This is a genomic window from Bacteroides cellulosilyticus (assembly GCF_020091405.1).
GTDB lineage: Bacteria > Bacteroidota > Bacteroidia > Bacteroidales > Bacteroidaceae > Bacteroides.
Genome location: NZ_CP081903.1, coordinates 1,320,915 through 1,347,293, shown reverse-complemented (window position 1 = coordinate 1,347,293; position 26,379 = coordinate 1,320,915). Strand labels below are relative to the sequence as shown.

The 26,379-nt window shown below is 44.2% G+C and carries 18 protein-coding genes and 1 pseudogene; 14 read left to right on the top strand and 5 right to left on the bottom strand.

Translation table 11 applies throughout. From position 1 onward, the window contains the following. The first annotated feature begins 26 nt into the window (after window positions 1–26). From K6V21_RS04715 to K6V21_RS04705, 3 genes are read left to right on the top strand one after another with little or no spacing between them, the layout of a single operon-like run. Window positions 27–1,472, top strand: coding sequence for a lipopolysaccharide biosynthesis protein (locus K6V21_RS04715; RefSeq protein WP_217712805.1), 1,446 nt, complete (start codon window positions 27–29; stop codon window positions 1,470–1,472). Between the two features lie 8 nt (window positions 1,473–1,480). Then, entirely contained in the window at window positions 1,481–2,857 is a 1,377-nt protein-coding gene (locus tag K6V21_RS04710; protein ID WP_224320994.1) for a TIGR00341 family protein, read from the top strand. A 55-nt stretch (window positions 2,858–2,912) separates the two neighbouring features. After that, on the top strand, window positions 2,913–5,048 hold the full coding sequence (locus tag K6V21_RS04705) for a S46 family peptidase (RefSeq protein WP_224320993.1): 2,136 nt from the start codon (window positions 2,913–2,915) through the stop codon (window positions 5,046–5,048). Between the two features lie 33 nt (window positions 5,049–5,081). Here K6V21_RS04705 and K6V21_RS04700 read toward each other — a convergent pair whose 3' ends face one another. Then, window positions 5,082–7,394 carry a TonB-dependent receptor gene (locus K6V21_RS04700; protein WP_224320992.1) on the bottom strand — a complete coding sequence of 771 codons (2,313 nt, stop codon included), beginning with the start codon at window positions 7,392–7,394 and terminating at the stop codon, window positions 5,082–5,084. 280 nt (window positions 7,395–7,674) lie between these two features. On the opposite strand from K6V21_RS04700, the gene K6V21_RS04695 reads away from it, so the two are divergent. Then, complete coding sequence (locus tag K6V21_RS04695) at window positions 7,675–9,345, top strand: tetratricopeptide repeat protein (RefSeq protein WP_224320991.1); 1,671 nt, start codon at window positions 7,675–7,677, stop codon at window positions 9,343–9,345. Between the two features lie 81 nt (window positions 9,346–9,426). On the opposite strand, the gene ahpF is transcribed toward K6V21_RS04695, so the two are convergent. From ahpF to K6V21_RS04680, 3 genes are all read right to left on the bottom strand, one after another. Beyond that, a complete protein-coding gene (gene ahpF, locus K6V21_RS04690; RefSeq protein ID WP_224320990.1) occupies window positions 9,427–10,986 on the bottom strand; it encodes an alkyl hydroperoxide reductase subunit F in 1,560 nt (519 codons plus the stop codon). Window positions 10,987–11,076: 90 nt separating this feature from the next. Next, window positions 11,077–11,643 carry an alkyl hydroperoxide reductase subunit C gene (gene ahpC / locus K6V21_RS04685; RefSeq protein ID WP_007211096.1) on the bottom strand — a complete coding sequence of 189 codons (567 nt, stop codon included), beginning with the start codon at window positions 11,641–11,643 and terminating at the stop codon, window positions 11,077–11,079. A 192-nt stretch (window positions 11,644–11,835) separates the two neighbouring features. Beyond that, window positions 11,836–12,762: a hydrogen peroxide-inducible genes activator gene (locus K6V21_RS04680; RefSeq protein WP_224320989.1), complete on the bottom strand. Its 927-nt coding sequence runs from the start codon at window positions 12,760–12,762 to the stop codon at window positions 11,836–11,838. 140 nt (window positions 12,763–12,902) lie between these two features. Here K6V21_RS04680 and K6V21_RS04675 point away from each other — a divergent pair, with 140 nt between their 5' ends. Then, window positions 12,903–13,394 (top strand): Dps family protein, encoded by a 492-nt coding sequence (locus tag K6V21_RS04675; protein ID WP_007216682.1) that lies wholly within the window; start codon window positions 12,903–12,905, stop codon window positions 13,392–13,394. Window positions 13,395–13,500: 106 nt separating this feature from the next. Here the strand turns inward: K6V21_RS04675 and K6V21_RS04670 are convergent, their stop codons facing one another. Continuing rightward, on the bottom strand, window positions 13,501–14,223 hold the full coding sequence (locus K6V21_RS04670) for a helix-turn-helix domain-containing protein (RefSeq protein ID WP_224320988.1): 723 nt from the start codon (window positions 14,221–14,223) through the stop codon (window positions 13,501–13,503). Window positions 14,224–14,646: 423 nt separating this feature from the next. Between K6V21_RS04670 and K6V21_RS04665 the strand changes: the two genes are divergently transcribed. From K6V21_RS04665 to K6V21_RS04625, 9 genes and pseudogenes are all read left to right on the top strand, one after another. Continuing rightward, on the top strand, window positions 14,647–14,961 hold the full coding sequence (locus K6V21_RS04665) for a hypothetical protein (RefSeq protein WP_224320987.1): 315 nt from the start codon (window positions 14,647–14,649) through the stop codon (window positions 14,959–14,961). A gap of 194 nt (window positions 14,962–15,155) precedes the next feature. After that, entirely contained in the window at window positions 15,156–16,133 is a 978-nt protein-coding gene (locus tag K6V21_RS04660) for a DUF4373 domain-containing protein (RefSeq protein ID WP_224320986.1), read from the top strand. Window positions 16,134–16,318: 185 nt separating this feature from the next. Then, on the top strand, window positions 16,319–16,813 hold the full coding sequence (locus tag K6V21_RS04655; RefSeq protein ID WP_224320985.1) for an HU family DNA-binding protein: 495 nt from the start codon (window positions 16,319–16,321) through the stop codon (window positions 16,811–16,813). Window positions 16,814–17,105: 292 nt separating this feature from the next. Next, window positions 17,106–17,201, top strand: coding sequence for a smalltalk protein (locus K6V21_RS04650; RefSeq protein ID WP_224322000.1), 96 nt, complete (start codon window positions 17,106–17,108; stop codon window positions 17,199–17,201). Between the two features lie 145 nt (window positions 17,202–17,346). Continuing rightward, entirely contained in the window at window positions 17,347–20,421 is a 3,075-nt protein-coding gene (locus K6V21_RS04645; protein ID WP_224320984.1) for a hypothetical protein, read from the top strand. A 19-nt stretch (window positions 20,422–20,440) separates the two neighbouring features. Further along, window positions 20,441–23,527, top strand: coding sequence for a DUF6443 domain-containing protein (locus K6V21_RS04640; RefSeq protein ID WP_224320983.1), 3,087 nt, complete (start codon window positions 20,441–20,443; stop codon window positions 23,525–23,527). Further along, on the top strand, window positions 23,490–23,990 hold the full coding sequence (locus K6V21_RS04635) for a hypothetical protein (protein WP_224320982.1): 501 nt from the start codon (window positions 23,490–23,492) through the stop codon (window positions 23,988–23,990). The genes K6V21_RS04640 and K6V21_RS04635 overlap by 38 nt, the downstream gene beginning before the upstream one ends. A gap of 272 nt (window positions 23,991–24,262) precedes the next feature. Beyond that, window positions 24,263–25,540: pseudogene (locus K6V21_RS04630) on the top strand (RHS repeat domain-containing protein); the annotation flags it as partial. Then, window positions 25,537–26,232 (top strand): hypothetical protein, encoded by a 696-nt coding sequence (locus tag K6V21_RS04625; RefSeq protein WP_224320981.1) that lies wholly within the window; start codon window positions 25,537–25,539, stop codon window positions 26,230–26,232. The pseudogene K6V21_RS04630 and the gene K6V21_RS04625, both read left to right, overlap by 4 nt. Window positions 26,233–26,379 lie beyond the last annotated feature (147 nt).

The window sequence follows — 26,379 nt, the reverse complement described above, 5'->3', positions numbered from 1 at the left end:
TAGTTTTGTTCATTAATTAAGAAAACATGGCGGGATTAAAAAGTTTAGCAAAAGAAACGGCTATTTACGGGGTGAGTAGTATTGTAGGGCGCTTCCTCAATTATCTGCTGGTGCCTGTATATACGATAGCTTTGCCTGCATCGTCGGGTGGCTATGGTGTGGTTACGAATATATATGCCTGGGTGGCATTGATACTGGTATTGCTGACGTGCGGCATGGAGACGGGTTTTTTCCGTTTTGCCAATAAAGGGCAGGATGACCCGATGCGGGTGTACTCTACCACCTTGTTGAGCGTAAGTATCGGTTCATTGGTGTTCGTAGCCTTGGGATTGTTATTTCTGGAACCTATTGCCGGATGGTTGGAATACGGAGAACATCCCTGGTATATAGGCATGATGATGATTGTGGTAGCGATGGATGCCATTCAAAGTATTCCGTTCGCTTATCTGCGCTATAAAAAACGTCCTATCAAGTTTGCTGCATTGAAGTTGCTGTTTATCTTCCTCAATATAGCACTCAATCTTTTCTATTATGTCATATTGGAAGGGAATGATGTGGGGTATGCTTTCCTCTTCAATCTGGTATGTACCTCTGTTGTTATGGTGTGCATGATACCGGAACTGAGGGGCTTTACTTATGTGCTGGATAAAGAATTGCTGAAACGGATGCTTCGTTACTCTCTGCCGTTGGTTATTCTGGGTGTGGCAGGCATCCTGAATCAGGTGGCTGATAAGATTATTTTTCCTTTCGTCTATCCCGACGAGGCTGAGGCTACCGTACAACTCGGCATTTACGGAGCTGCCAGTAAGATTGCCATGATTATGGCTATGTTTACCCAGGCATTCCGCTTCGCTTATGAACCTTTTGTGTTCGGTAAGAGCAAGGAGAAAGATAGTCGTGAGATGTATGCCCAGGCTATGAAATTTTTCATTATCTTTACTTTGCTTGCCTTTCTGGCTGTAATGTTCTATCTGGACATCCTGCGCCATGTCATCGGACGTGATTACTGGGATGGATTACGGGTGGTGCCTATTGTCATGGCAGCTGAAATCTTTATGGGCATTTACTTCAACCTGTCCTTTTGGTACAAATTGATTGATGAGACCCGTTGGGGAGCCTACTTCTCGTTGACAGGCTGTACCATCCTGATATTGATGAACGTCTTCTTGATCCCGAAGTATGGTTACATCGCTTGTGCCTGGGCGGGATTTACCGGATATGGCGTTGCTATGCTGCTTTCTTACTTTGTGGGCCAGAAGAAATATCCGATACAATACGACCTGAAGGCGATAGGTATGTATGTGCTTCTGGCGGCTGTGCTTTATGTGGCCGCCGAATATGTACCGATAGACAATATCTACTTGCGTATGGCATACCGCACAATTCTGCTGCTGCTGTTTGTCGCTTATGTCGTGAAGCGTGATTTGCCGCTTAGCCAAATACCAATCCTAAACCGTTTCATTCGAAAATAATTATGCTTATGGAAACACCTGAACAGAACCAAAACCGGAATGTTTTTGCCGTCAAAAAGTTCCTGAGCGAGTATCTTGATCTGAGGAAAGACAAAGATAATGAGCTGGAAACAGTAGACTCCATCCGCAAAGGAGTGGAGTTTAAAGGAGCCAATCTGTGGATTTTGATCTTTGCCATCTTTATGGCATCATTGGGACTGAATGTCAACTCCACAGCCGTAATCATCGGTGCCATGTTGATTTCCCCACTGATGGGACCTATCATGGGTGTGGGACTGTCTGTCGGTCTGAATGACTTCGAACTGATGAAGCGCTCACTGAAGAGCTTTTTGATAACCACCTTGTTCAGTGTGACTACCGCTACTATCTTCTTTCTTGTAAGCCCTGTTGCCGAAGGGCAGTCGGAGCTTCTGGCACGTACTTCACCTACGATTTATGACGTATTCATCGCATTGATGGGTGGTCTTGCCGGTGTAGTTGCCCTGTCTACCAAGGAGAAAGGAAATGTGATTCCTGGTGTTGCCATTGCCACGGCTTTGATGCCGCCGCTCTGTACGGCAGGTTACGGGTTGGCAACGGGGAATCTGGTTTATTTCCTCGGAGCATTCTATCTTTACTTCATTAATTCGGTATTTATCAGTCTTGCCACGTTTGCCGGTGTGCGTGTGATGCATTTCCAGCGTAAAGAGTTTGTGGACAAGAAGCGGGAGAAGAAAGTACGCCAATACATAATACTCATTGCTGTGCTGACTATGTGTCCGGCTGTCTACTTGACGGTAGGCATTATTCAGAGTACTTTCTATGAGAGTGCCGCCAATCGGTTTGTTGCCGAACAGCTTTCTTTTGAGAATACACAGGTGCTAGACAAGAAGATTCATTATCATGGCAGTAAGGACAATGAAATACGTGTGGTACTGATCGGACAAGAAGTTCCCGAAGCTTCGATTGCCATTGCCCGCAACAAGATGAAGGATTATAAGTTAGGTGAAACGAAGCTGATCGTTCTTCAGGGAATGAATAACGAAGCTGTGGATATTTCTTCTATCCGAGCTATGGTGATGGAAGATTTCTATAAAAACAGTGAGGAACGACTGGTGGAACAAACCAAGAAAATCACAGTGCTGGAACAGAGTCTGGCAAGATACAAATCTTTCGATGAATTGGGCAAAACGATCGTTCCGGAGCTAAAAGTTCTCTATCCATCAGTGAAAACTGTTTCTATCTCTCATGCCATAGAACTGACGGTTGATTCGGTACGGACGGATACCATTACACTTGCTGTGCTGAAGTTTGGCAAGCATCCCGACGCCCATGAGAAACAGAAGATTACCGAATGGCTGAAAGCACGTACTGGAGCGAAAAAACTAAGACTGATTGCAGAATGATAATCAGTTAAGTATAACGAGTTATTCTAAATAATAATTTAATACCAAGTATAGAATGAAGCTAAAGTGTATCCTAATTGTAGCTTGCAGCCTCTTCACATTGACGGGACAGGCGGACGAAGGTATGTGGATGCTGGGAAACCTGAATAAACAGACCCGTAAGACCATGAAAGAACTCGGCCTGCAAATGCCTGCCGATAAACTATATAATCCGAAGAAACCGTCGTTGAAAGATGCGGTAGTCAGTTTTGGAGGGTTTTGTTCCGGTGTGGTAGTGTCGGAAGACGGGTTGGTGTTTACCAATCATCACTGTGGCTTCAGCAGTGTGCAGCAACATTCGTCGGTGGAGCATGATTACCTGAAAGATGGTTTCGTAGCCCGTAGCCGTGCAGAGGAATTACCTAATCCGGAGCTTTATGTTCGTTTTCTGCTTCGTACGGAAGATGTAACCAAGCGTGTGCTGGGAGTTGTTAAACCTTCGATGAACGAGATGGAACGTTCCAGTGCGGTAGACTCTATGATGATGGTAATAGGTGGTGAGGTATCCCTGAAAGACTCCACTTTGCTTGGCGTGGTAGATGCTTATTATGGAGGCAATGAGTTCTGGCTCTCCGTTTACCGCGATTTCAACGATGTGCGGTTGGTGTTTGCACCTCCTTCCTCTGTCGGTAAGTTCGGTTGGGATACGGATAATTGGGTGTGGCCTCGGCATACAGGAGATTTCTGTGTGTTTCGTATTTATGCAGACCACAAGAACCGGCCTGCCGATTACTCCCCCGACAATGTTCCGTATCACCCTGAATATGTAGCGCCGATTTCACTGGATGGTTATAAGGAAGGCTCTTTCTGTATGACGATAGGCTATCCGGGAAGTACGGAACGTTACCTTTCTTCATTCGGTATCGAGGAAATGATGAATAACTCCAATCAGGCGCAGATTGACATCCGTGGTGTGAAGCAAGCCATCTGGAAACGTGAAATGGATAGTAAGGACAGTATACGCATTAAGTATGCTTCCAAATACGATGAAAGCTCCAATTACTGGAAGAACAGTATCGGTGTCAACCGTGCCATCCGTAAGCTGGGAATCCTGGAGAAGAAACGTGAAATGGAACAGGAAATCCGTCGATGGATACAGCAGAACCCGGACGAACGTGAGAAGCTTCTTCAACTGTTTACAGACCTGGAACTGAATTATAAGAACCGCCGGGAGGTAAACCGTGCGCAGGCTTACTTTATCGAGTCTTTCCTATATGGACCCGAATTAGTGCAGCTTGCACTGAAGATTCTGAACTTCGACTTTGAAGGGGAGCAGAAAACAGTTATTGCCGCCTTGAAGGATATCGTTGAGCAATACTCTAATTTGGACCTGGATATAGACAAGGAAGTATTTACGGCACTGTTGAAGGAGTATCGCTTAAAAGTGGATACCACTTTCCTGCCGGAAATCTACCATACTATCGCACAGAAATATAATGGGGATGAGAAAGCTTTCGTAGATAGTCTTTATGCAAGTTCTGAGTTGACTACTCCCCGTGGTTTGAAGCGCTTTCTTGAACGGGATACTACCTATCAGATTTTCGATGATCCGGCTATCTCGTTGGGCATTGATATGCTGACGGTGTTGTTCGATATGAATATGCAGATGCAGGCGCCTACTACGGAGATCATCCGCGGGGAACGTTTGCTGAACGGGGTTATCCGTCGGATGTATACGTCTCGTAACTTTTATCCGGATGCCAATTCCACCATGCGGCTGAGCTTTGGAACGGTATGCGGTTATACTCCCTTTGACGGAGCGGAATATGATTATTATACAACGACAAAGGGTGTCCTGGAGAAAGTGAAAGCTCATGTGGATGATGTTGATTTTGCAGTACAGCCGGAGGTACTTTCATTGCTCTCTTCGGGCAATTTCGGAAGATATGCCGATGAAAAGGGCGAAATGAAGGTGTGCTTCATCTCTAATAATGACATTACGGGTGGCAATAGTGGTAGTGCGATGTTCAATTCGAAAGGTGAATTGCTGGGGTTGGCTTTCGATGGAAACTGGGAAGCTATGGGCAGTGATATTCTTTATGAACCGAAGATGCAGCGTACCATCGGGGTGGACGTGCGCTATATATTGTTTATGATTGAGAAATACGGGAAAGCAGGGAACCTGATCCAGGAATTGAATATTCTCAATTAGTGGACGGGCCCCTGCTTTTCGTGAGGGAGACAATTACTTGCTTCCGGACAAGATTCCGGTATCGGTATCCCTGTTGTTGATTCTTCTGCCTTGGCTGTTGCGCTTCTTTCCGAAGTCAAGGCTGAAGGATGCATTTACCATGAACAAAAGCCTTAAGTTCTTGGAGTACGCTAACTGGCGGTAGGGAGCCGACTTTGACAGATTTTCTATTTCCTGTTCATACTTCTTGGTGAACGGGTTCAGCACCCCGGCAGAAAGGCTCCATTTCTCCGTATTATATCCTGCCATGATGGTGTGCAGTTTCTCCTCTTTAGTCAGCGTTTCACCCCACAGAGTGTGGTTGCTGGTATTCATTTCTGCCATCAGTACCCAGTTCTTGTACATTGCCATCAGGCTACCTCGCAGTCCTGCATTGGTGTGTGTATGCGTGTAGGTGTTGCCATAGCTGATATAGCGGTTCAGAAACGGAGTGATTTTAATGGAGATATACTCTTTGTAAGGTCGTATTTGTATAGCTGTCTCCAGATTGATCCGGTGGAAACCTTTATGATTCTCGGTAGTGCGGACAAAATACCCGTCTTCGTAGTAGGTATTTTCCATAATCGGCTTATTGTCATAGCTATATCTTCCAAATAAATCGACAGATACATACTTGCTTTGCCAGTTGGCAGACAGTGTATTGGCGTAGAATGTAACAGACTTTAAGTCGGGATTCCCTTTGCGTATCTGATACTTATCCATTGCTTGCGAGATGTCGTTCAAGTCGGACAGGGAAGGGGCATAGCCCGACACGTATCCGTTGTATCTGAAAAACCACTTCCCGCTGATAGAGTACGACAGGCTTAAGGAAGGTTTGACTATACACTTCTCGGAAGAATACTGCTCCTGACTGTTATAAGTTCTCATGGCTCCAATCCCTACTGTGTAGTTCAGAGCTTTTATCTTTGATTGATACTCGGCAAATAGGTACGTTTCGGCCGTATTCATCGTGATTTTATTCTCTATATTACCCGAATATCTATTTTGCAAATAGACCTGTGTATGCTTGATACCTCCGGTAAACTTACCCGTATTGAATTGTTTCTCGTAGATGCCTTCGCCGATGACGGAGTATTTCTCACCTTTGGTTTCCGAATAGATATCCGTATCGTTATTGTCATTATTAAGAGCTTTCTGCATAAAAGTCCGTTCGTTCTTGCTGTCCAGATAAGAAGCCACTATATCCGCATAGATTGTCTGCTTGTTCTTCAGATTTCTTTGGTAATAGATATCCAAAGAAGGGATCAGTACTTTGGAAGCGGAAAGGTCGGATATGGAGTAGGAGGTGTCTCCTTCATACAATGTACTGATTCTGTCCGACATGGAACTGGGAGTATCGCTGTATTGATTTCTGAGAGCAATATTGAGAAGTTGCTTGTCATTATCCTGATAACTGTAATTGAGGTTGAAGTTAAGGTTATCGTACTTTACTTTAGTTGGTTCTCCCACCTCTCTGTTCTCCTGATAGGCCTCCGGGAAGTGGAAACTTTCATAGTTTTCGCGTGTCCACTTCAGATCTCTCTGTCCCCAATATACGGTAGTGCTGAGCTCTGACTTGTTGAAGTGGTATTTGGCAGCGAGGTTATGTTCGCCATATCCCGTGTCGGATACCCCGTTGGCGAGATCGGCAGAGATACTTCCTCCCGATTCCCTTCTCTTTACGACGTAGTTCAATACAGCTCCTGCATTTCCATAACGTGCACCGGGATTGTCTATATATTCGATACGGATCACATCTGTCGGGCGGATGGCAATTATTTCAGCTTGGGTCACTTCCACACCGTTAATCCTAAGTTGCACATTGTCTCCTCCGGACATCGTGATGCTGTTGTCTATCGGATTGATCAGGATGCGCGACAGTTGTAGATTTCTCAGTAAGGAAACTCCGTTGGAAGCGGCTTTAGTCTGCATTTCGGTCGGGAGGATAATTTGCCGGTCGGTCTTTTTGATGATGGGGCTGGCTGTGACGGTAACACCTTCCAGCATTACATTGTCGGGTGATAAGGGCAGTTCTCCCAGATTCAGGTTGGCTTGCAGATTGCGGATGGAGAGATAGGAGTTTTCATATCCGACGCATGAGATACATAAGATATAATCTCCATCGTTTACTTCTTTCAGCAGGAAGCCACCACCGTTATCTGTGGCAACTCCGGTGATGAATGTCGAGTCCTGAGTCAGCAGGCTGACATTGGCATACTCGATGTGCTGATTGTTACTCTCATCGATGATTTTCCCTGTGATTTTGTTTGCCGCCATCAGGGAGGTACATAGGAATAATACTCCTGAAATGATACTTAGTCTCTTCATTTTTCTTATTATTTTTAGTGATTATTTCTGTTCTTTGAACATGACAAAGGTAGGGGGATCGGGGGAGAAAAGCGGTTTATATGTGGCACTAAATAAAGTGCAACAACTTTTGCAACTATCTGAGAATTAAGGAGATTTAAACTGCAATTTATAGAAAAGTTTATATCTTCCCATTTCAAGTTTATATATAAAGAAAAGTGCAAAAAATGGGATGCCGTAACTTCCGTTAATTGATAAATATCTATCTTTGCAAAGACTTAAAGCAAGAAGGAAGGACGGCATGAAAGCATTGAAACATGGTTTGATAGGTTGGGTATGCGTGTTGGCATTGGCAGCATGTGCAGAAGCCCTGCCATCGCAACGCATCCGGATAGAAAAGGCGGAGCAGATGTTACAGCAGAATGCAGAGGAGGCGATTGCTCTGCTTCGGTCGGTGGAAGATCCCGAAGCATTGCCGGATTCATTGCGGGCACGGTTTGCATTGGCTATGGGGCAAGCCCACTATAATGCACATTGGGTAATGAATGAAGATTCTTTGCTGTTATATGCCTTGGATTATTATGGAAGGCCGGATGTGAGTGACACATTGCGGTTGCTGCGTACCTGCAAACTGGCAGCGCATTACTTCTACGATAGCGAGAGATATAAAGAAGCCACTGAGATGATGGCCGAAGGGAATCGTATTGCAGTCCTGTACGGTGATACGGCCGCCCGTCTTGATTTGCTGCGGTCTGTAGCGAATATAGGGGAAGGTAATGATGATTTTGAAGGGCTGATACGCTTACAGAAGCAGTTGATAGCTATAGAGCCTGATTCCACCCGGCGATATTCCAACTACAACAGTCTGGCGATATCATACTACTGTGCAAATCAGAATGACTCTGCGCTGCTGGCTCTCCGCAAAGCTACTGAATGCCTGTATACATCCGCGGACTCTCTGAAAGCGCTGTACTATGTGATGCGCAACTATGCGGATATATTGAGTGACTCCGGAAAGAACCGGGAAGCTATCGATTTACAACGCCGCAGTTTACAGGAATATAAAGAGACTAAACACCCCTTCGAGTCCTTATCTTATTATGCTCTTTCGCGTTATTTCCTGAATATGGGTCAGATGGATTCCGCCCGCTACTATATGCAAATGGGAGATAGCGTGCGTTCGCCCTACATCGACCAGGACTTATCATTGGCTAACTTTTGTCTGGTACAGAAAACATTGATGGATTATATGGACAACCGCTCTTTTACAATTCGGGATGTGGCGTTCTTCTCAAACCGGCTGTATAACAACTTTATCCGTGACCAGCGGGTGATAGCCCAAAAAGGAAAGGTGCAATTGTTACTCCAACAGCAGAATATGAATCTGCAACTGGAAAAACAGAAAGAACGGACTTTCTTTGTCGGAGTGGTGGCTCTCTGTATTTTGTTGTTGCTGGCTGTCGTCTGGTATTTGCAGAGAAGAAAGCATTTGCTTGTGGAGAAGGAAGAAGAACTGGAAGCCTTGCGCCGTCTGCTGCATGAGACGGAAGGCGATGAAAGCGGCAATAATGATAAGTTTGTCAAGAAGATGCTGCTTCAGCAGTTAGGTCTGATACGTATTGTGGCTACGAATCCCAGTTCCGATCATCAGGAGCTATTGGTACAGATGGGACGGATAGCCAATAAAGATGTAGCGGTGGACGATTTGCTGGTTTGGAGTGATTTATATAAGACTATCGACATGGTACATGATGGCTTTTATACCCGTATCAGTCAGAAGTATGGAAATATCCTGAATGAAAAGGAACTGCAACTCTGCTGTTTGTTGAAGTCGGACTTTTCGACGAAAGAGATTAGCGTGGTTATCCAGCAAAGCATACGGACAGTGTATCAACGTAAGACGGTCATACGGCAGAAATTGGGCATGGCAGAAAAAGAGGATATCGTTGAATTTCTTTCTGAGCGGATATGAATCAGTTACGAGCTACAAGCTACAAGTGCCTTTCGGAACATAGCGCAGCTACTTGTAGCTTGTAGCTCGTAGCTCGTAACTTCATTCAATTCCCCGGATGCGGTCATCAAATGCCGACAGTGCCGCCTTTGCACCTTCACCCATTGCAATTACTATCTGTTTGTAGGGAACGTTCGAAACATCTCCTGCCGCATAAACACCCGGAAGCGTGGTGCGGCAAAAAGCATCGATCTTAATTTCGCCTATCGGAGTCGTTTCCAGCATGTCACGGAAAGGAGCACTATTGGCTGCCAGACCAATCTGTACGAAGATACCATCCAATGGGAAATCCCGTTCTTCGCCGCTTACACGATCTTTGACGCGGATAGCTGTTACCTTATCACCGTTTCCCACTACCTTGGTAGTCTGTGAGGAAGTGAAGATTTCTACATTCGGCAAGCTTTGCGTCTTTTCTTGCAGTACCTGGTCGGCTTTCAGCGTATCGGCAAATTCAAAGACAGTCACTTTCCGGCAGATACCCGCCAAGTCGATGGCTGCTTCTATACCGGAGTTTCCGCCGCCGATAACGGCTACATCTTTTCCCTGATAGAACGGTCCGTCGCAATGCGGACAGAAAGCAACTCCTCTGCCTATATATTCCGTTTCACCTTCCACATTCAGTTTGCGCCAGCTTGCACCGGTGGCAATAATTACACTGGGAGATATGAATACTTCACCGCCCACTACTGAAATCCTCTTTTCTTTTCCTTGAAGTTCCGCCTTCTCTATCTTACGGTCTTCAAACAAGTCGATGGGATAATGATTGATATGGCTTCTTAAATTGTCTGCCAACTGTGCGCCTGTAGTCTGCGGCACGGAGATCAGATTCTCGATTCCTACGGTTTCCTTTACCTGACCACCGATCTTTTCAGCTACAATAGCTACCCGTAATCCCTTGCGGGCTGAATAGATCGCAGCTGAGGCACCTGCCGGCCCACCACCTAATACGAGGACATCATAAGTACGTGAGATAGGCTCTGCATTCTCCACAGGTTCGGAGCCGAACATTTCTTCCAGCTTTTGCAGAAGTTCGCCTAAAGTGCCACGTCCTACATGAAGCAATTTACCGTTGGCATAGACGGACGGTACGCCTTGAATTTTCAGTGCATCCACTTCTTCCTGGAAAAGGGCACCGTCTATCATTTCATGTGTGACCTGTCCGTTCAGCAAAGCCATAATGTTCAGAGCCTGCACCACATCGGGGCAGTTGGTACATGTCAATGATACATAAGTCTGCAATGAAATGAGCCCTTTCAACGCCTGAATGCGTCGGCTGATGGCTTCATCGGGAAGATTTTTCCCCTTTCCATCGGCATTCAGTACGGCCAGAAGCAAAGATGTGAATTCATGACCGTTCGGTATTCCGCGGAATTTGACACCGGTTTCTTTCCTGTTTTTCAGTAAAGAGAATTCCAGCTTCGGTTCTTCGGTTTCAGTTACCTCACAGGAGAGTTTATCGGAACATCCTGCTACATCTTTCAGCAACTCTGTCAGTTCCTGTGCGCTTTCGTGCCGGGGATGGCAGGTGATATGAAAAGTGTACTGTGCTTCCAGGTTTTGGAAGACACTGCGTACTTGATTTAAAATGCTTGTTTCTAACATAACAGTCTATACTAATGATAAGATAAAAGAAGCCCCCTCTATGTGTGCAATGGATAAAGGGGGCCTCGCTAATAAAAAAGGGATGTGAACTTAAATTTTACCAACTAAATCTATACTTGGTTTCAGTGTTTCGCCGCCTTTCTTCCATTTTGCGGGACATACTTCACCGTCGTGTGTTGCAACGAATTGTGCTGCTTCTACCTTGCGGAGAAGTTCGTCGGCATTACGTCCGATGTTATTGTCCTGTATTTCGGCAATCTTGATTTTGCCTTCGGGGTTCACGACAAATGTGCCGCGGTAAGCCATACCTTCTTCTTCGATCATTACACCGAATGCGCGAGTCAGCACGCCTGTAGGGTCTGCCAGCATCGGATACTTGATCTTACGGATACTTTCGGATGCATCGTGCCATGCTTTGTGCACGAAGTGAGAGTCGGTACTTACAGAATATACTTCTACACCCATTGCCTGGAATTGCTCGTATTTTTCAGCGATGTCCACCAGTTCGGTAGGGCATACAAACGTAAAGTCTGCGGGATAGAAGAAGAAAATAGCCCATTTTCCTTTTACGTCTTCGTTAGTTACTGTTTTGAAACTTCCGTTCTGAAATGCCTGAACTTTGAATTCAGGAAGCTGTGAATTGATAATTGGTTCCATAATCTTTTTTGTTTTAAAAGGTTTAGTACTTTGTTTTTTCGATGATGCAAAGTTCATGCAAACCGAATGCAGAAGCAAGCTCGCTTGATTATGCTGAGGTGCAGCTGAATTTCGCTTTTGCAAAAATATAGCATCTTTTGCCGATAGAACAAAAAAACCGATTGAAAAGATTTATGGGCCGATAGACGAAATCTATACAACGCACTGAGTTGCCCGCAGGGACAGCATTTTGCGGGGTACAGAGGCTTGTATTTCTTTTGTGAGTACCTCCAATAAGGTGGTTCGTATGAAGTGCTCGTTGGTGATGAGAATGATCTGCCGGGTAGGAGTGGGGATGGCAAAGGGGCGCACCAACTCTTTCTGTGTCTCGTTGAGCTGATCGATGGCAAGTTCGGGAATGAAGGTAACGCCTTTACCGCTTTCTACCATACGCATGAATGTCTCCATGCTACCTAGATGATAAGCGATCTGGCTGGCTTGCGCCGCTTTCATCTGGCAGAAGCGGACTAACTGGTCGCGGAAGCAATGTCCCTCGTCAAGCATCCAAAGCTGTTCGTCGCTGAGATCGGAGGTACGGATAATCTTATTATCGAACAGTTTGCTTTCGCGCGCGATATAAGCATAGAATTGTTCGTAGAATAAAGGTATCTGGCGGAAGTCATCCTTTTCAGGCAGGGTGGCGATAATGCCGGCATCTATCTCTCCTTTTATAAGAGCCTGTTTGATGTCCTTCGTCTTCATCTCCGTTACGCGGATATCCAATTTAGGATATTTCTTCATCAGTTGCGGAAAGAAGCGGGGCAACAGATAAGGGGCGATGGTGGGGAGTATGCCTAACTTAAAGACACCCGATAAGGAGTGCTTCTCTTCTTCAATAATATCCTTTATATGGCCTGCCTGTTCCAATACGATACGGGCTTGCTCTATTACAAGCTGTCCGACGGGAGTAGGGCAGATGGGCTGTTGGCTGCGGTCGAATATCTTAGTGTCTAACTCGTCTTCCAGTTTCTGTATCATGGCACTCAGGGTGGGTTGAGTTACACGGCAGTGTTCCGCGGCTTTAGCGAAATGGCGGAACTGATTAACGGCAAGAATGTATTCCAGTTGTTGTAAAGTCATGATAAATAAGGGGTTTGAACGGGTTATATAGATTCTGTCTATGCAAAGATAGAAATTATCTGTTTGACAAGCATGGGTTTCCGCCTTATCTTTGCAACAGAAAAAAGAAAAACAGTATAAACTATTAAAACCATAAAATTATGAAGACTTTAAATTACATCAAGTTAAATGAATCGGGAGTAGCTAACGTAGTATCTGCATTGCATCAGCTTTTGGCAGATTTCCAGGTATATTACACGAATCTGCGCGGTTTCCACTGGAACATCAAGGGACACGGTTTCTTTGTATTGCACGAGAAGTTTGAAAGTATGTATGACGACGCAGCCGAGAAGGTGGACGAAATTGCAGAACGTATCCTGATGCTGGGTGGTGTACCCGAAAACAAGTTCAGCGAATACCTGAAAGTTGCAAAGATCAAGGAAGTATCTGACGTGGCTTGTGGTAGCGATGCGGTCAGCAATATTCTTGAAACTTACGGATACCTCATTGGTGAGGAAAGAAAAATCATTGAACTGGCTAATGAAGCAGGTGACGACGTTACTGCCGACCTGATGACAGGCTATCTGAAAGAACAGGAAAAGATGGTTTGGATGCTGGTAGCTTTCAGCACAAAAGGATGCACAGACAAATAATATATAGGTTTAGGTGATAAATGATGGAAAAGGTGATGAAGCGGTGTAGACACTGCTTGGTCACCTTTTCTTTTGTCCTATAGCTTAGCCAGCTTGCCTGCCGGGTTTACATCATCATATTCTTTCTGATGGAGAACTTGACAATCGCCATCGCCTGTATGCACGTGAGCGGTAGATCCATCGGTTCATGGTGTGGATTGTAGCTCACCAGCCTGATGCAACCTTCCACATCGGAACGGTTCACATACTTCACCGACAGGTATTCATCGCCGTCGATGCAAAATGACACCAGGTACATCTCTCCATAAATGACGCTGCTGAAATTGCTGATTTCCTTAAACCCCACCACATCCCCCGATTTCAGGATGGGATACATACTGTCTCCACTGATGTAGAGTGCTCCGTCGCAGACAGGTATGTTCGGAATCTGTATCTTTCCCACCACATGCTGACCTTTGTTGGCAAGCAGTGTTTTCAGGTTGGCGGCAGCGGTGATATCGTATAGTGACACGCTGCGGTCGTCTACCGGATCAGCTGTTTTGGGGTTATGAATCATTTCCACTTCACCCGAAACGATTTCGCCATTGCAGAATTTAGCCTGATGTTCAGGCTTCCCTTTTCCCACCAGCAGCCAGTTGTAGTCTATCTCTTTCAGTTTCTCCAGCAGCAGCGGGAAGTCGATGCCGTTTCGTGCAATCCAGTTACTTAGTGTGGGACGCGACACACCCAGATAAGCTGCCAATTCTGCATCCGTTTTGAAATTCAGTACCCGCTTGGCGCGTTTCACGATGTCGGCTACATTGAATAATAAATCCTGTTCTTTTTCCATGATTATATTGTAAATAAAATAAAACTTGTTTCTTGCTCATTGATATGTAGTTATATACTTTGTGAAAATTAATATTTAAAACATGTTGGTTTTAAAATGGAAATTTGGTTATATTTGCGGCAACAAAATTAATCATTTGGTTTTAGAAATACAAATAAAAGTGCGGAAATTATGGAAAAGAAACGTGGGCGTTTAAAAAATAAGCCTCCCCCTTGCGTGGGTAGTACTATATATGTGAATAGTAACAACCTGACAGAGCTGTAAAACACAAGTGTTGCACACGCAGAATACAAGTATTACGCATGCAGGACACAAGCGTTACGCATACAGGACACAAGCGTTACATAATCAAGGTATGCATGTGATGTATATACGATAAAGAACAGTCAATCATTGTTTTATAAATTATTAAAAGTCAGAATCATGAATCAGGTATTATCAGAAGACACCCGCGTCTGCGGAAAATGTCACCGTAAACTTCCTTTCGAAGCCTTCTACTTCAACAAGAAAACTCAAACCCCGGACTGCTATTGCAAAAAGTGCCGCGGGGAATGTAACCGGATGGTGCGGAAGAAAAACATCCATCCGCAAGGTACAAATCGTCCGAGATGCTATCTGGTGCTCACCCGCATTGAGGACAGGGAACAACGCCTCAAGCTCATCCTCCATGCCCTGCAGGTGGTGAACGAAAGCATTGCGCGGAAGCGGAGGCGAATCAGAGAAACGATTGAGGATTAAGAATTAATGCGAATCAGTGGTTGAATTTAGCTCATCCTGAACGGTTATGAATCAGCTACAGGCTACGAGCTACAAGCTACAAGTGCCTTTCGGAATATAGCGCAGCTACTTGTAGCTTGTAACCGGTAGCTCGTAACTATTCCGAAATGAATGAATTTCAACTCCTGATTTGCATAATTAAGAACTAAAACAATATGCCTAGAATAAAGAAACGGGGACTCGATTACTTCCCCATAAGTATTGATTTTATGCACGATCGCATCGTACGCCGCATTATGAAAAGCGAGGGGGACGGTGCCGTATCCGTACTGCTTCAGGTGCTTTGCAGCATCTACTCCGGAGAAGGTTACTACGTCCTTGCGGACGACCTTTTCTATGACGACCAGGCGGATAACCTCTATCAGATGGAGCCCGAAGATATCCGGCGCATCGTCGCCCTTGCCCTGGAACTGAAACTTTTCGATCCGGAAGTTTTCAATAAGTACGGACTGCTGACGTCAGCCGATATTCAGCGCCAGTTCCTTTTTGCAACCAAGCGCCGCAATGCTTCGCTGATAGATGCGCGTTACTGCCTGCTTTCACCGGAGGAACTCGGTGTGCAGCAGCCGGCAGAGGATCGGAAGGGGGACGGGGAACCCGATGGTGAAAATGCTGCGATTATCCCTATAAATGCAACGTTTAACGCTGAAAACAACGAAACTATGTACCTTGGTACACATAGCATAGCACAGCATAGTATAGCACAGCAAAGCATAGAAAACCCCCTCCTCAATAGTTCCCCCGTTGGTGGAACTGCCGGAGACGCGGCCTTGAAGTCCGCGGAGGAAGGAGAGGAGGAGATTTCTCCGGAACGAGGAATAGCGGATAACCCTGCCAAACCCACCGGGCGCGGTGGCAAGCGGAAAGAGTGGACTCTTGAAGACCTCTCCCGCCTGCAACCACCCCGGGACGGGATGCAGCGCAACTTCGACGGGCTGCTCTGTAATCTCCGGCTCTATGCCATTCCGCCTGCCGAGCAGTATGCTATTGTCTGCAAAAGCAACTTTGGCGTCATCGGACATCCGGTGTGGAGAGGCTTCTACGAGTTGCGTGGTTGCCACGGGAAGATCCGCCAGCCGGGACATTATCTGTTGAGTCTGTGCCGGGATTCTAGCAAAACAGATAGAATGTGAACAGAAAGAGAATTGTGATATATATTGTGAATTATGTATTTGGTTGTGTTTTTGAATATTGAATAATTTCTTGAACGCTTTTGCGAAAATCGTTCGTTTACTTAAAAGTAGAGTCGTATCTTTGCAATGTGGTTAAGCTTAATACACAAAACGATAAAACATTTACATTTAAAAACTAATTTATTATGCCAGTACTTTACAAGACTATTCAGTCAACAATGAAAAACAAAGAAGGTGACAAACTATTTCATCCCCGTACCGTGTACGTGGGTGGTGTCAACACAGAGAAGATCGCCCAGGAAATTGCGGAGTATTCCTCCCTCTCCACCGGTGACGTAAAGAATTCCATCGACAACCTGGTCACCGTATTGACCAAACACCTGCAATCCTCCGAAGTGGTGACACTGGATGGCTTCGGTACTTTCCGACTAGCCATGAAATCGAGAGGCAAGGGAGTGAAGACGAAAGAGGAGGTATCTGCGGCACAAGCCACACTACAGGTGCACTTCACCCCGGCATCCACCCGCAATATGGACCGTACCGTAGCCACCCGCTCGCTGGTGACAGGCGTGAAGTGTGTGCTTTACAAACCTGAATCGGACGGTTCGGGTAGTGGCAACGAAGGCGGCAGTGGCTCCGGTAGCGGTGGCGGTGGTTTGGACGAAAATCCGCTGGGCTAAAGAGTTGAATACAGAGACGCGGAGACGCAGAGGGTTTCCCGGGTATCAGATTTAAAAAACAGGATGTGCCTCCGTTGCTCTGCATTCATTCTAATTGACTAAACTATTCATTTTTAATTAACTAAACTTATTTCATTTAATACATGAGAGGTATTTATTTTCTCGTGGTGCATTGCAGTGCCACCCGGGTGAACTGTGTCCGTGCTTCGAAGGTGGAGAAGGAACTTTGACTCTCTCAGATCATGAAATCATTTTAAAAAAGAACACGAAAGGAGGTGTGTGAACTATGGCAATCAAGAAATCAGTATGGGATATAATCCTGAAGGTGGTAATCGCGGTAGCGTCGGCAATAGCCGGGGTGATTGGGGGTAATGCGATGCCGTTGTAAATATTACAAAGTTCCCATGTTTTTATAACTCTGCAGATTCTATACTCCGGAATCTGCAGAGTTCCAAACCAATATTTGAGACAGATTAAGACTCTGTTTAATACCATTTCTTTAGTTTTTAATCATTATAAAACAAAAACGAAAAATGAAACGATACATTTTTATACTATTTTTCTTCGCTGCACTTTTTCCATTTGCGGCACATGCAGGATCAGAGTTTCCATACATTGCCCCTTCTGTTCCGACCTCTCCTCAGGCAGCGGCCTTCAAAATGTACGGAGACGTGGCAGTGAACCCAGCCATGGGAGTACCTGATATTTCCATCCCTTTGTTCAATATCGAGCATCACGGCTATCAGTTACCTTTAAGTCTGAAGTATAATCCTACACCATTTCATCCAGGTTATAACTACGACGTATTCGGCCGTGGTTGGGCATTATCTGTAAGCAGTTGTATATCCCGAAGCATTGAATGTATGCCTGATGAGACTACAGGTTTCAAACTGGATACCGATCAGTTTGGTAAATCCTACCGTAACTTTACGGAAGCAAGCATGAACAGACTCAATTTAAAGTACGACCTCTTTACCGCTACCCTGCCAGATGGCAGTTCTTTCGACTTTGTCATCCGGATAAAGTATGATGGTAAGCTCGAATACGTGGTTTCCGGCGGACGCGATGTAAAGATAACCCACGTGGCTGATGCCAGTAAGATATATTCCTTTAAAGTGGTAGACGAACAAGGCATTGAATATTCTTTTGATGGCGCAGATACTACCTTTGCAGGACTAGGCAGTACCATTACCCCTTATGGTACTGCCTACGTATCTTGGCAACTGACTTCAATCCGCCTACCCCATTCCGCAGAACTTATTACTCTTGCCTATGGAAAGAGTATCAGCTCCAACTATGGACGGCATCAGGTGGAACCAGCGGTACGTTTCCATCATATTTATGAAGTGAATGGAGATCCGGATAGGTTTGACGTCACTTTCCAAACCTATACGCAACAGCACGCCTATCAAATGAAACTTTTAACCTCCATAGCTTATGGCAGCACAACCATCAACATCGACTATCAAGACGGTAGCGACAGCGAGCATTACAACTATGCCAAAGCCATCAACATCAGAGATAACGGCACGCTTATCCGGAAAATCAATCTGGAGCAACATCAAGGAATTTTGCACTATCACGGATCGGGGAACTTGCCTTTTAGCACTCTTGATAAAATTATACTTCTTGGTAGCAATGGCATTACATCCGAGACTTATCAATGTGGATATACATCTTCAAGCGCCAGTTTTGGGGGAACAGACCATTGGGGCAACCTGAATTATCGTTCCGATATTCACAATGTGGCCTGCCTGAATCTTTTTGTCGGCTTCGATGTATCCAGAGCTGCCTCTTCCACTTACGTAGTAGATGTACCCAAAGATGGAGATGACCTGTCTCCATTGGATAAAGTGAGGATTTCCAATTCATACGCCAATACACGAACACCGAGCAGTGCAGAAGCTCATTGTGTGCTAAACAAACTAACCTATCCGACGGGTGGTTATACAGAGTTTTACTTTGAGAACCATGAGTTCTTTACGTTTACAGATTATGACGGTGACTATATTCACAACAAAAAAAGACGTATCAAAACCCAAGCTACCGGTTTCAGGATTTATGAAATCGTCAATTATACGGCAGAAGGCGTACGAAGTGACTCCAAACACTACTGCTACGGGCAAACTGATTATGACGCAAATGGTGGAATAGGAGGACGTTATTTTCATACAGGCGCAGGCGAACCGACCTTAGATCCTACTATTCAGACCTATATGACTTATCAATCATCAGAGCCTATTCCGATGTCGGTACTAAACATGGTACTCGGCCTTGATCCGTCCGGACAGTATCGTTCTTTTAATTACAATCCCTTTATGAGCTATAATCCATCAGTAGGACCCATTACTGATAAGTGGGAATGGGAATGTACTTTCAGTGCATTTAATTTTCAGCGGTTACTGAATGGCCGTCCTGCAGTGGTCTATCCCGAAGTCACGGTCTATTATCTGAAAGATGGAGCAACTACATATACCCCCGAAAATTGTAATGGAAAAACCGTTTATCAATATGACATCTACGAAGCAATGCAGTATGACACAGCCTTTTTCGAGAAACCGCAATACTTCAACAATGTGCTTTCGTATGTGGGAGAGAAATATCGCTATAATTTGCTGAAAGAACAAACTGACTACATGAGCGACGGACAGGAGTATAAACTGAAACGACGCGAAACGCTTATTTGGCATCCCAGTGGCGCATCGGTGGTAAGCTGGGAATATTCCAATCTATATGGAACTTTATCTTTTGTCCCTGTAACCGCTGTCCTTGGTGATTTTTATACTTCCACTTGGCAGTTGCTTGGGCACTCACTCCTATACCAACGTGATGTAACTACCTATGACGAATCGGAAACCGGTGTTAAAGAGACAGAGCAGTACAGCTATCTCTCCGGCAACCGGATGCAACAGAAAAAGCGCGATGCAGGGGGGCTGCAACGAGAGACCAATTGGGAATATCCTAAGTTGTCACAAACCGGCACTACCACGGATATAGTCCGCAAAATGGTAGAGAAGCATATTATCGCCCCCGTGTTGACAGAAAAACAAAGTAACTCCAACGGCTATGAACGTGAATTCGGAGAGTTCCCCACACAAAGCGGAGACACATTAATACTGCCCGCCCGGCTTTATCAAAAGTGCTATGCAACGAATAGATTCCACAGCGAAATCCTCGCTTACTCTCCTAACGGAAATCCCCGTGAAGTAATCTCCAATGATAAGTTGCATACAGTCTACCTGTGGGGGTATGGAGATCGTTATCCTATCGCGGAAATCAAGAATGCCACTCTGGCACAGGTAGAAACCGCTGTGTCCTCCGTTTTTGGCATGACATCCTCTGCACTAGCACGGAATGCCGTCCCCGATGCAGCCAAACTGAAAGCCTTGCGCAAACACACGTCCCTCTCGAAAGCGCAGGTCACTGTTTTCACGCATCTTCCGTTGATAGGCGTCGCCTCCATCACCGACCCTACGGGGAAGACCCTGTATTACGAGTATGATGGACTGGGACGCCTGAAGAGAAATTACTATTACGAAAACAACACTATGCAGGAAAGCGAGAAACGCGTCTTGCAGGAATATGACTATCATTACCGTAACCAATAACTAAAATCCGTACACACTTATGAAACGAATATATCTATTACTTTCACTTTTATTGTGCCAACTCTTGTGCATGTCGCAGGTAAGCACCTCTCAGAACTACATCAGTGCCCGTACTTACACCTCGGCCGACCGCAGTGGTTGCCGTGAGCAGGTGGTATACTATGACGGTCTGGGCCGCCCCTCACAAATCGTAGACCGCAGCATCACCCCCGACGGGAAGGATATCGTCTCCCTGCAGGAATATGACGACCAGGGACGCAAGCTGCGCACATGGCTTCCCGCCAAATCGGCGGGAAATGGCAGCTATATGAATATCTCCTCCCTGAAGAGCGGCGCAAGTTCGTTGGCAAGCGGTGATTCGCGCCCCTACGCACAGACCACCTATGAAGCCTCTCCCCTGAAGAGGCCGGTTGCAGAGCATGGAGCGGGCGAGGCATGGGCGGAACAGCCTGTAGGCTACCGCTATGTCACTCGCAATCCTCAGTCGTTTGCTTATTTTTCCAACAGGGTTCCCAACAGGGATTTATTAGGCGTTTGCACTACGGATGAAGACGGAAATCAGGCTTATGAATTTAAAGACGGCCTGGGACGCACAATCCTAGCGGGACGTATGGACGGTTCCGAACCCTATTTCACTCATTATGAATATGACAGTCGCGATGATTTGGTGAATGTTTACCCGCCTTTCGTTGCTTCCCCAAAGCCGGGAGCACCTGAAGGGTCTTTTAATGCACAGAGCAGTTATTCCTACCGCTATGACTTCCTGCACCGCTACATTTACAAGAAACTTCCGGAACGTGATGCCATTTATTTCGTTTACGATCGTGGAAGCCATCAGGTCTTCTCGCAAGACGGCGAACAACGCGTCCGCGGAGAATGGAGTTTCTCCCTTTCCGATGAATTTAGTCGTCCGGTAGTGACGGGAATTTGTAATAACTCCTATTTTTACGAAGATTTACAGTTGTCGGAGATTAATATAAAAGCACGGCGTGATGATACAGGCACTGCCTTTCATGGTTATATTCCCGAGAATATTACGTTGAAGACTCCTGTAGTGTATACGGTGAACTACTACGATGACTACTCTTTCATCGGCAAGCACGGAGTACCCACCTCTCTGAACTACACCACCCCCCCTTCGGGCTACGGCACCCGCTACACGGAAAGCAGCAAAGGATTGCTGACAGGAACGGTAACAGCACGCGTGGACGCTACCGGAGTGACCGGATATGATTACGCCGCTTTCTATTACGACGAGCGCGGACGTATCATCCAAAGCCGGACAACGAACCATTTGGGAGGAACTGAAGTGGAGTACGTTACCTATAACTTTATAGGCGATCCTTTGAAGCGCCAGCATGTTCATACAGCCACGGGTAAGGCTACACAGACGGAAGTATGTACATACGAGTACGACCATGCGGGCCGCCTGTCAAAGTCAAAACACAAGTTAAACACAAATGGTGAGGTGACACTCATCGAAAATACGTACGATGACTTGGGGCGAGTGAAGAGCAACAAACGTCATGGCGTCTCTGCCCTTACAACGAACTATACCTATAATGTCCGCTCATGGATCAAGACATTAACCACCGGTACGCTGTTCAATCAGACCCTGTATTACAACGAGTCTTACAGCGGAAACACCCCCTGCTACAATGGCAATATCTCCGCCATGAGTTGGAAAGCTTCGGGCGACACGGGACTGCACGGATACCGCTTCCGCTATGACAGACTTTCCCGACTGACCTCCGCCGATTATTTATGGAACGGCATTTCCAGTACGAATTACAGTACTTCATATACGTATAATAAGCAAAGTAATATAACCTCACTCCGGCGTAATGGTCGCACAGGAGCTTCCTCTTACGGCCTGATCGACAATCTGACTTTCACGCTGGACGGTAACAAGCTAACGCGTACGGACGATGCTGCCACAGCTTCAGCTTATAATGGTGGCTTTGAATTTAAGGATGCCGTGAAACAGGCCGATGAGTACGCCTATGATAAGAATGGAAATATGACGAAAGATTTAAATAAGAATATTACTGATATTCAGTATAATTGTTTAAATTTGCCAAGTAAGGTCACGTTTAAGGATGGTAGCACCATTACTTATACTTATGCGTTGAACGGCACGAAACTCCGTACTGTCCATAAAATAGGTAACACTACCACTACGACTGAGTATTGCGGAAATGTGGTCTATGAGAATGGTGTGCAGAAGTTGTTGTTGACTGATGCGGGATATGTTACTTTGTCTGACAAGATGTATCATTACTACTTGCAGGATCATCAGGGCAACAACCGCGTAGTTGCGAACCAGGTGGGGCAAAAGGAAGAGGTAAACCATTACTATCCGTTCGGCGGCACGTTTGCTTCAGCAGACGGTAATGTTCAGGCTTATAAGTATAACGGTAAGGAACTGGATACAAAGAAGGGGGTGAACTGGTATGATTATGGGGCGAGAATGTATGATGTGGCATTAGGAAGGTTTATGACGATAGATAGATTTACGGAGAAGTATAATACTATGTCACCTTATCAGTATGGAGGAAATAATCCAGTAAATAACATTGATATTAACGGAGATAGTATAATCATTCAGCCTAATGCCAATGGACTTATTGATCAGATTAAAGAATTCTTTGGATTTGATACAAAATATCAAGAGATTGTGAAAGCTGACTTATCGCAACTGAAGAAAGACGATGCAAAGGTTTCAGGAATAATCTCTGATTTAGAGGAGAGTGAGAATATACATTCTATTACAATGCCAAAAGATAAGAGAAGAGGAAATTTCTCAGGAATTGATAAGTCAAAAGCTGATGAAGGTGTTTCGCAAGGTACTACTATTGGGTATGATCCCTATAAAAAAACAGACCCTAATGGAGAGAGTAGAACTCCAAGAGTTGGATTAAGTCACGAGTTAAGGCATTCGTATGATGCCGACAAGGGAATTATGACTCAAGAAGAAACGGAAAATGGAGTTTTGTTAATTGAGGTACGTGCAATTAACACAGAAAATAAAATAAGGATGAAAACAGGAGATCCTAAAAGAACAAAATATGGAAAGAAAGAAATACCTAAGGCACTATTGGAATAGAATCCTTATAATTGCTGGAATCACATGTTTTCTTGTTGCATGCACATCTGTTGACAAGAAATCTCAAAATGAATTTGTAGGAAACAATAATGAGCCATATAAAGCAATAAGTGTAAAATATCAAGATTCTACTTATCGTATGGTACTGAGAAACAACGATGTTATTTTAGAGAAGAATTATCCAAATGATTATATGCAAGCTCTAAAGGATTCCGGAGTTTTAAATATCGACAGTATGACCTTTTTTAAATTGAGAACAGCTATTGTAGCTCCTCAGCCTCGCATAGATTCTATTTTTAGAGGAAATGTTGATAATTTAGTTTCCAATTGTTTTGATGATAATGGTTTTATATCTCTTTCGTTATCATACGATGAAGAAAAATATCTAATTGATATTCTGTATCAAAATAATATCCTAGTAAATATAGCTTGTGAATCAGGGTATTTATTTATTGAGAACTAATTCAGCTATTTGTTTCTGAATATTAAAATTAGAATTAGTTCTGTCCACAATTTTGTGTAAATAGCCAACTACAGGATTCAGGTTTTATACTTGAATCCTGTCTTCAAAATAGTACAATATTTGAAGATAGGAATTATTCACTATTCCCTCTGTCATGGATGGACCATTCTCTGAATTATTAGGAAATTACCCTAATACACAAGGTCCAATGCTTTGCCCTTCTATTTTTTATAATTATCACTATAATAGTATTTCAGCTACGACAGATTTTCCAATTGTTCCGCACGGACGATGCTGCTACAGCTTCAGCTTATAATGCTGGCTTTGAATTCAAGGATGCCGTGAAGCAGGCCGATGAGTACGCCTATGATAGGAATGGAAATATGACGAAAGATTTGAATAAGAATATTACTGATATCCAGTATAATTGTTTAAATTTGCCAAGTAAGGTCACGTTTAAGGACGGTAGCACCATTACTTATACTTATGCGTTGAACGGCACGAAACTCCGTACTGTCCATAAAATAGGTAACACTACCACTACGACTGACTATTGCGGAAATGTGGTCTATGAGAATGGTGTGCAGAAGTTGTTGTTGACTGATGCGGGATATGTTACTTTGTCTGACAAGATGTATCATTACTACTTGCAGGATCATCAGGGCAACAACCGCGTAGTTGCGAACCAGGTGGGGCAAAAGGAAGAGGTAAACCATTACTATCCGTTCGGCGGCACGTTTGCTTCAGCAGACGGTAATGTTCAGGCTTATAAGTATAACGGTAAGGAACTGGATACAAAGAAGGGGGTGAACTGGTATGATTATGGGGCGAGAATGTATGATGCGGCACTGGGAAGGTTTACAGCAGTAGACCCACTGACAGAGAAACATTATGAAATGAGCCCGTATACATATTGTGGAAATAATCCGATTAAATATATTGATCCAACTGGAGCAGATATGGTAATTTGGTATGGAGATGAGAACGGAAAACAGAGATACTTTATGTTTAATGGAATAAATGCAGCCCAAGCTCCCCCAAATTCATTTGTTAAAGATGTTATAACTGCATATAATTATAATGTAGCGAATGGAGGTGGTGAAAATATGCAAGCAATTGCAACTGATAAAAAGATGAGAATTGGAGTTGTAGAAACGGGTTATGATAATGTGTACTTGCCAAATGCAAATGCTATAAGATTCAATCCTACGGCTGGTCTCAAGTTGGATGATGGCAATATTCTGTCACCAGCTACCGGACTTGAACATGAAGCTGCGCATGCGGTTAATAATAAAAAAGGAGTAGATAGTAAGATTGATAATAAATATGGTACTACAGAAGAACGTTCCGTCATAAAAGGAGCTGAATTGAAAACGGCTAAGGCAAATGGCGAATTACCCGCAAATCATCCTGGAAGAAAGAGTCATGCTGATGGTCAGTGGGTTGTAACTCGCTCCGTAATATCTAATAAAGAATTTAGTACTAAAAGTTCCGAAGAGTTAAGGAAAAAAATCAAAGAATTTAGAAATAGTTATACGCCAGAACCATGAAATTAATTTTAGTTACATTTGTCTTTTTACTATTTAGTAATAGTCTGACATCTCAAGATATTACTAAAATAAGGTTTATATATGGCCAAGAAGGAACTCTCATACCGATAGCTGCTTCTTGCGATATCAGTTTCATAGCCCGATTTGGTGAAGATCTCAACATTTTGACTACTTATGATGGTATATTTATTGCACAATTTCAGGATTTGTATTCAAGGCTTTCACATAGTGATTCAACCTTTTTAATAGATCCAAGAATTATGACCGTCGTAAGCTATGAAGAAAGTATTCCCAATGATACTCTTTATATGGGGGAATATTTCGGAATAATCAAAAATGGGAATCGTATGCAGGATAATGACTCATTGTTGAATCTTGTAAAAACCAAAATAGGTTGGACGCAATATACCCGGAATGTGATAGAAACCAACTCTATTATAAAATTCTTATCGTATTCTGATGATGATATTGTTAAAATACTAATGTCCAATATTGATAAGACATTTTTTGTGACATTGAATAAACTCCCTGTAACTGAGACTAACTCATTTGTAAGGCAAAAGAGATTGTTAAAAGATTATGTAAACGAATTATCTGATGTACAGAAAGCTAAATTCTATGAAGTGTTTTTTAGAATATTTTATAAACATGCAAAGCCTGATTCTATATTATGGAATAATGTGTTTGAATAATTAATATAGTTGAAATGAGGCATTTTGATAGATATAGAAAAGAATCACCGTCCAGTCACCTGTGATAAAATATCCGACTGGATTGAGCCTTCGGATTTTGAATTCGCTCACTTGAAGTCTCCCTGCCTCTTATTCTGAAATATGGGT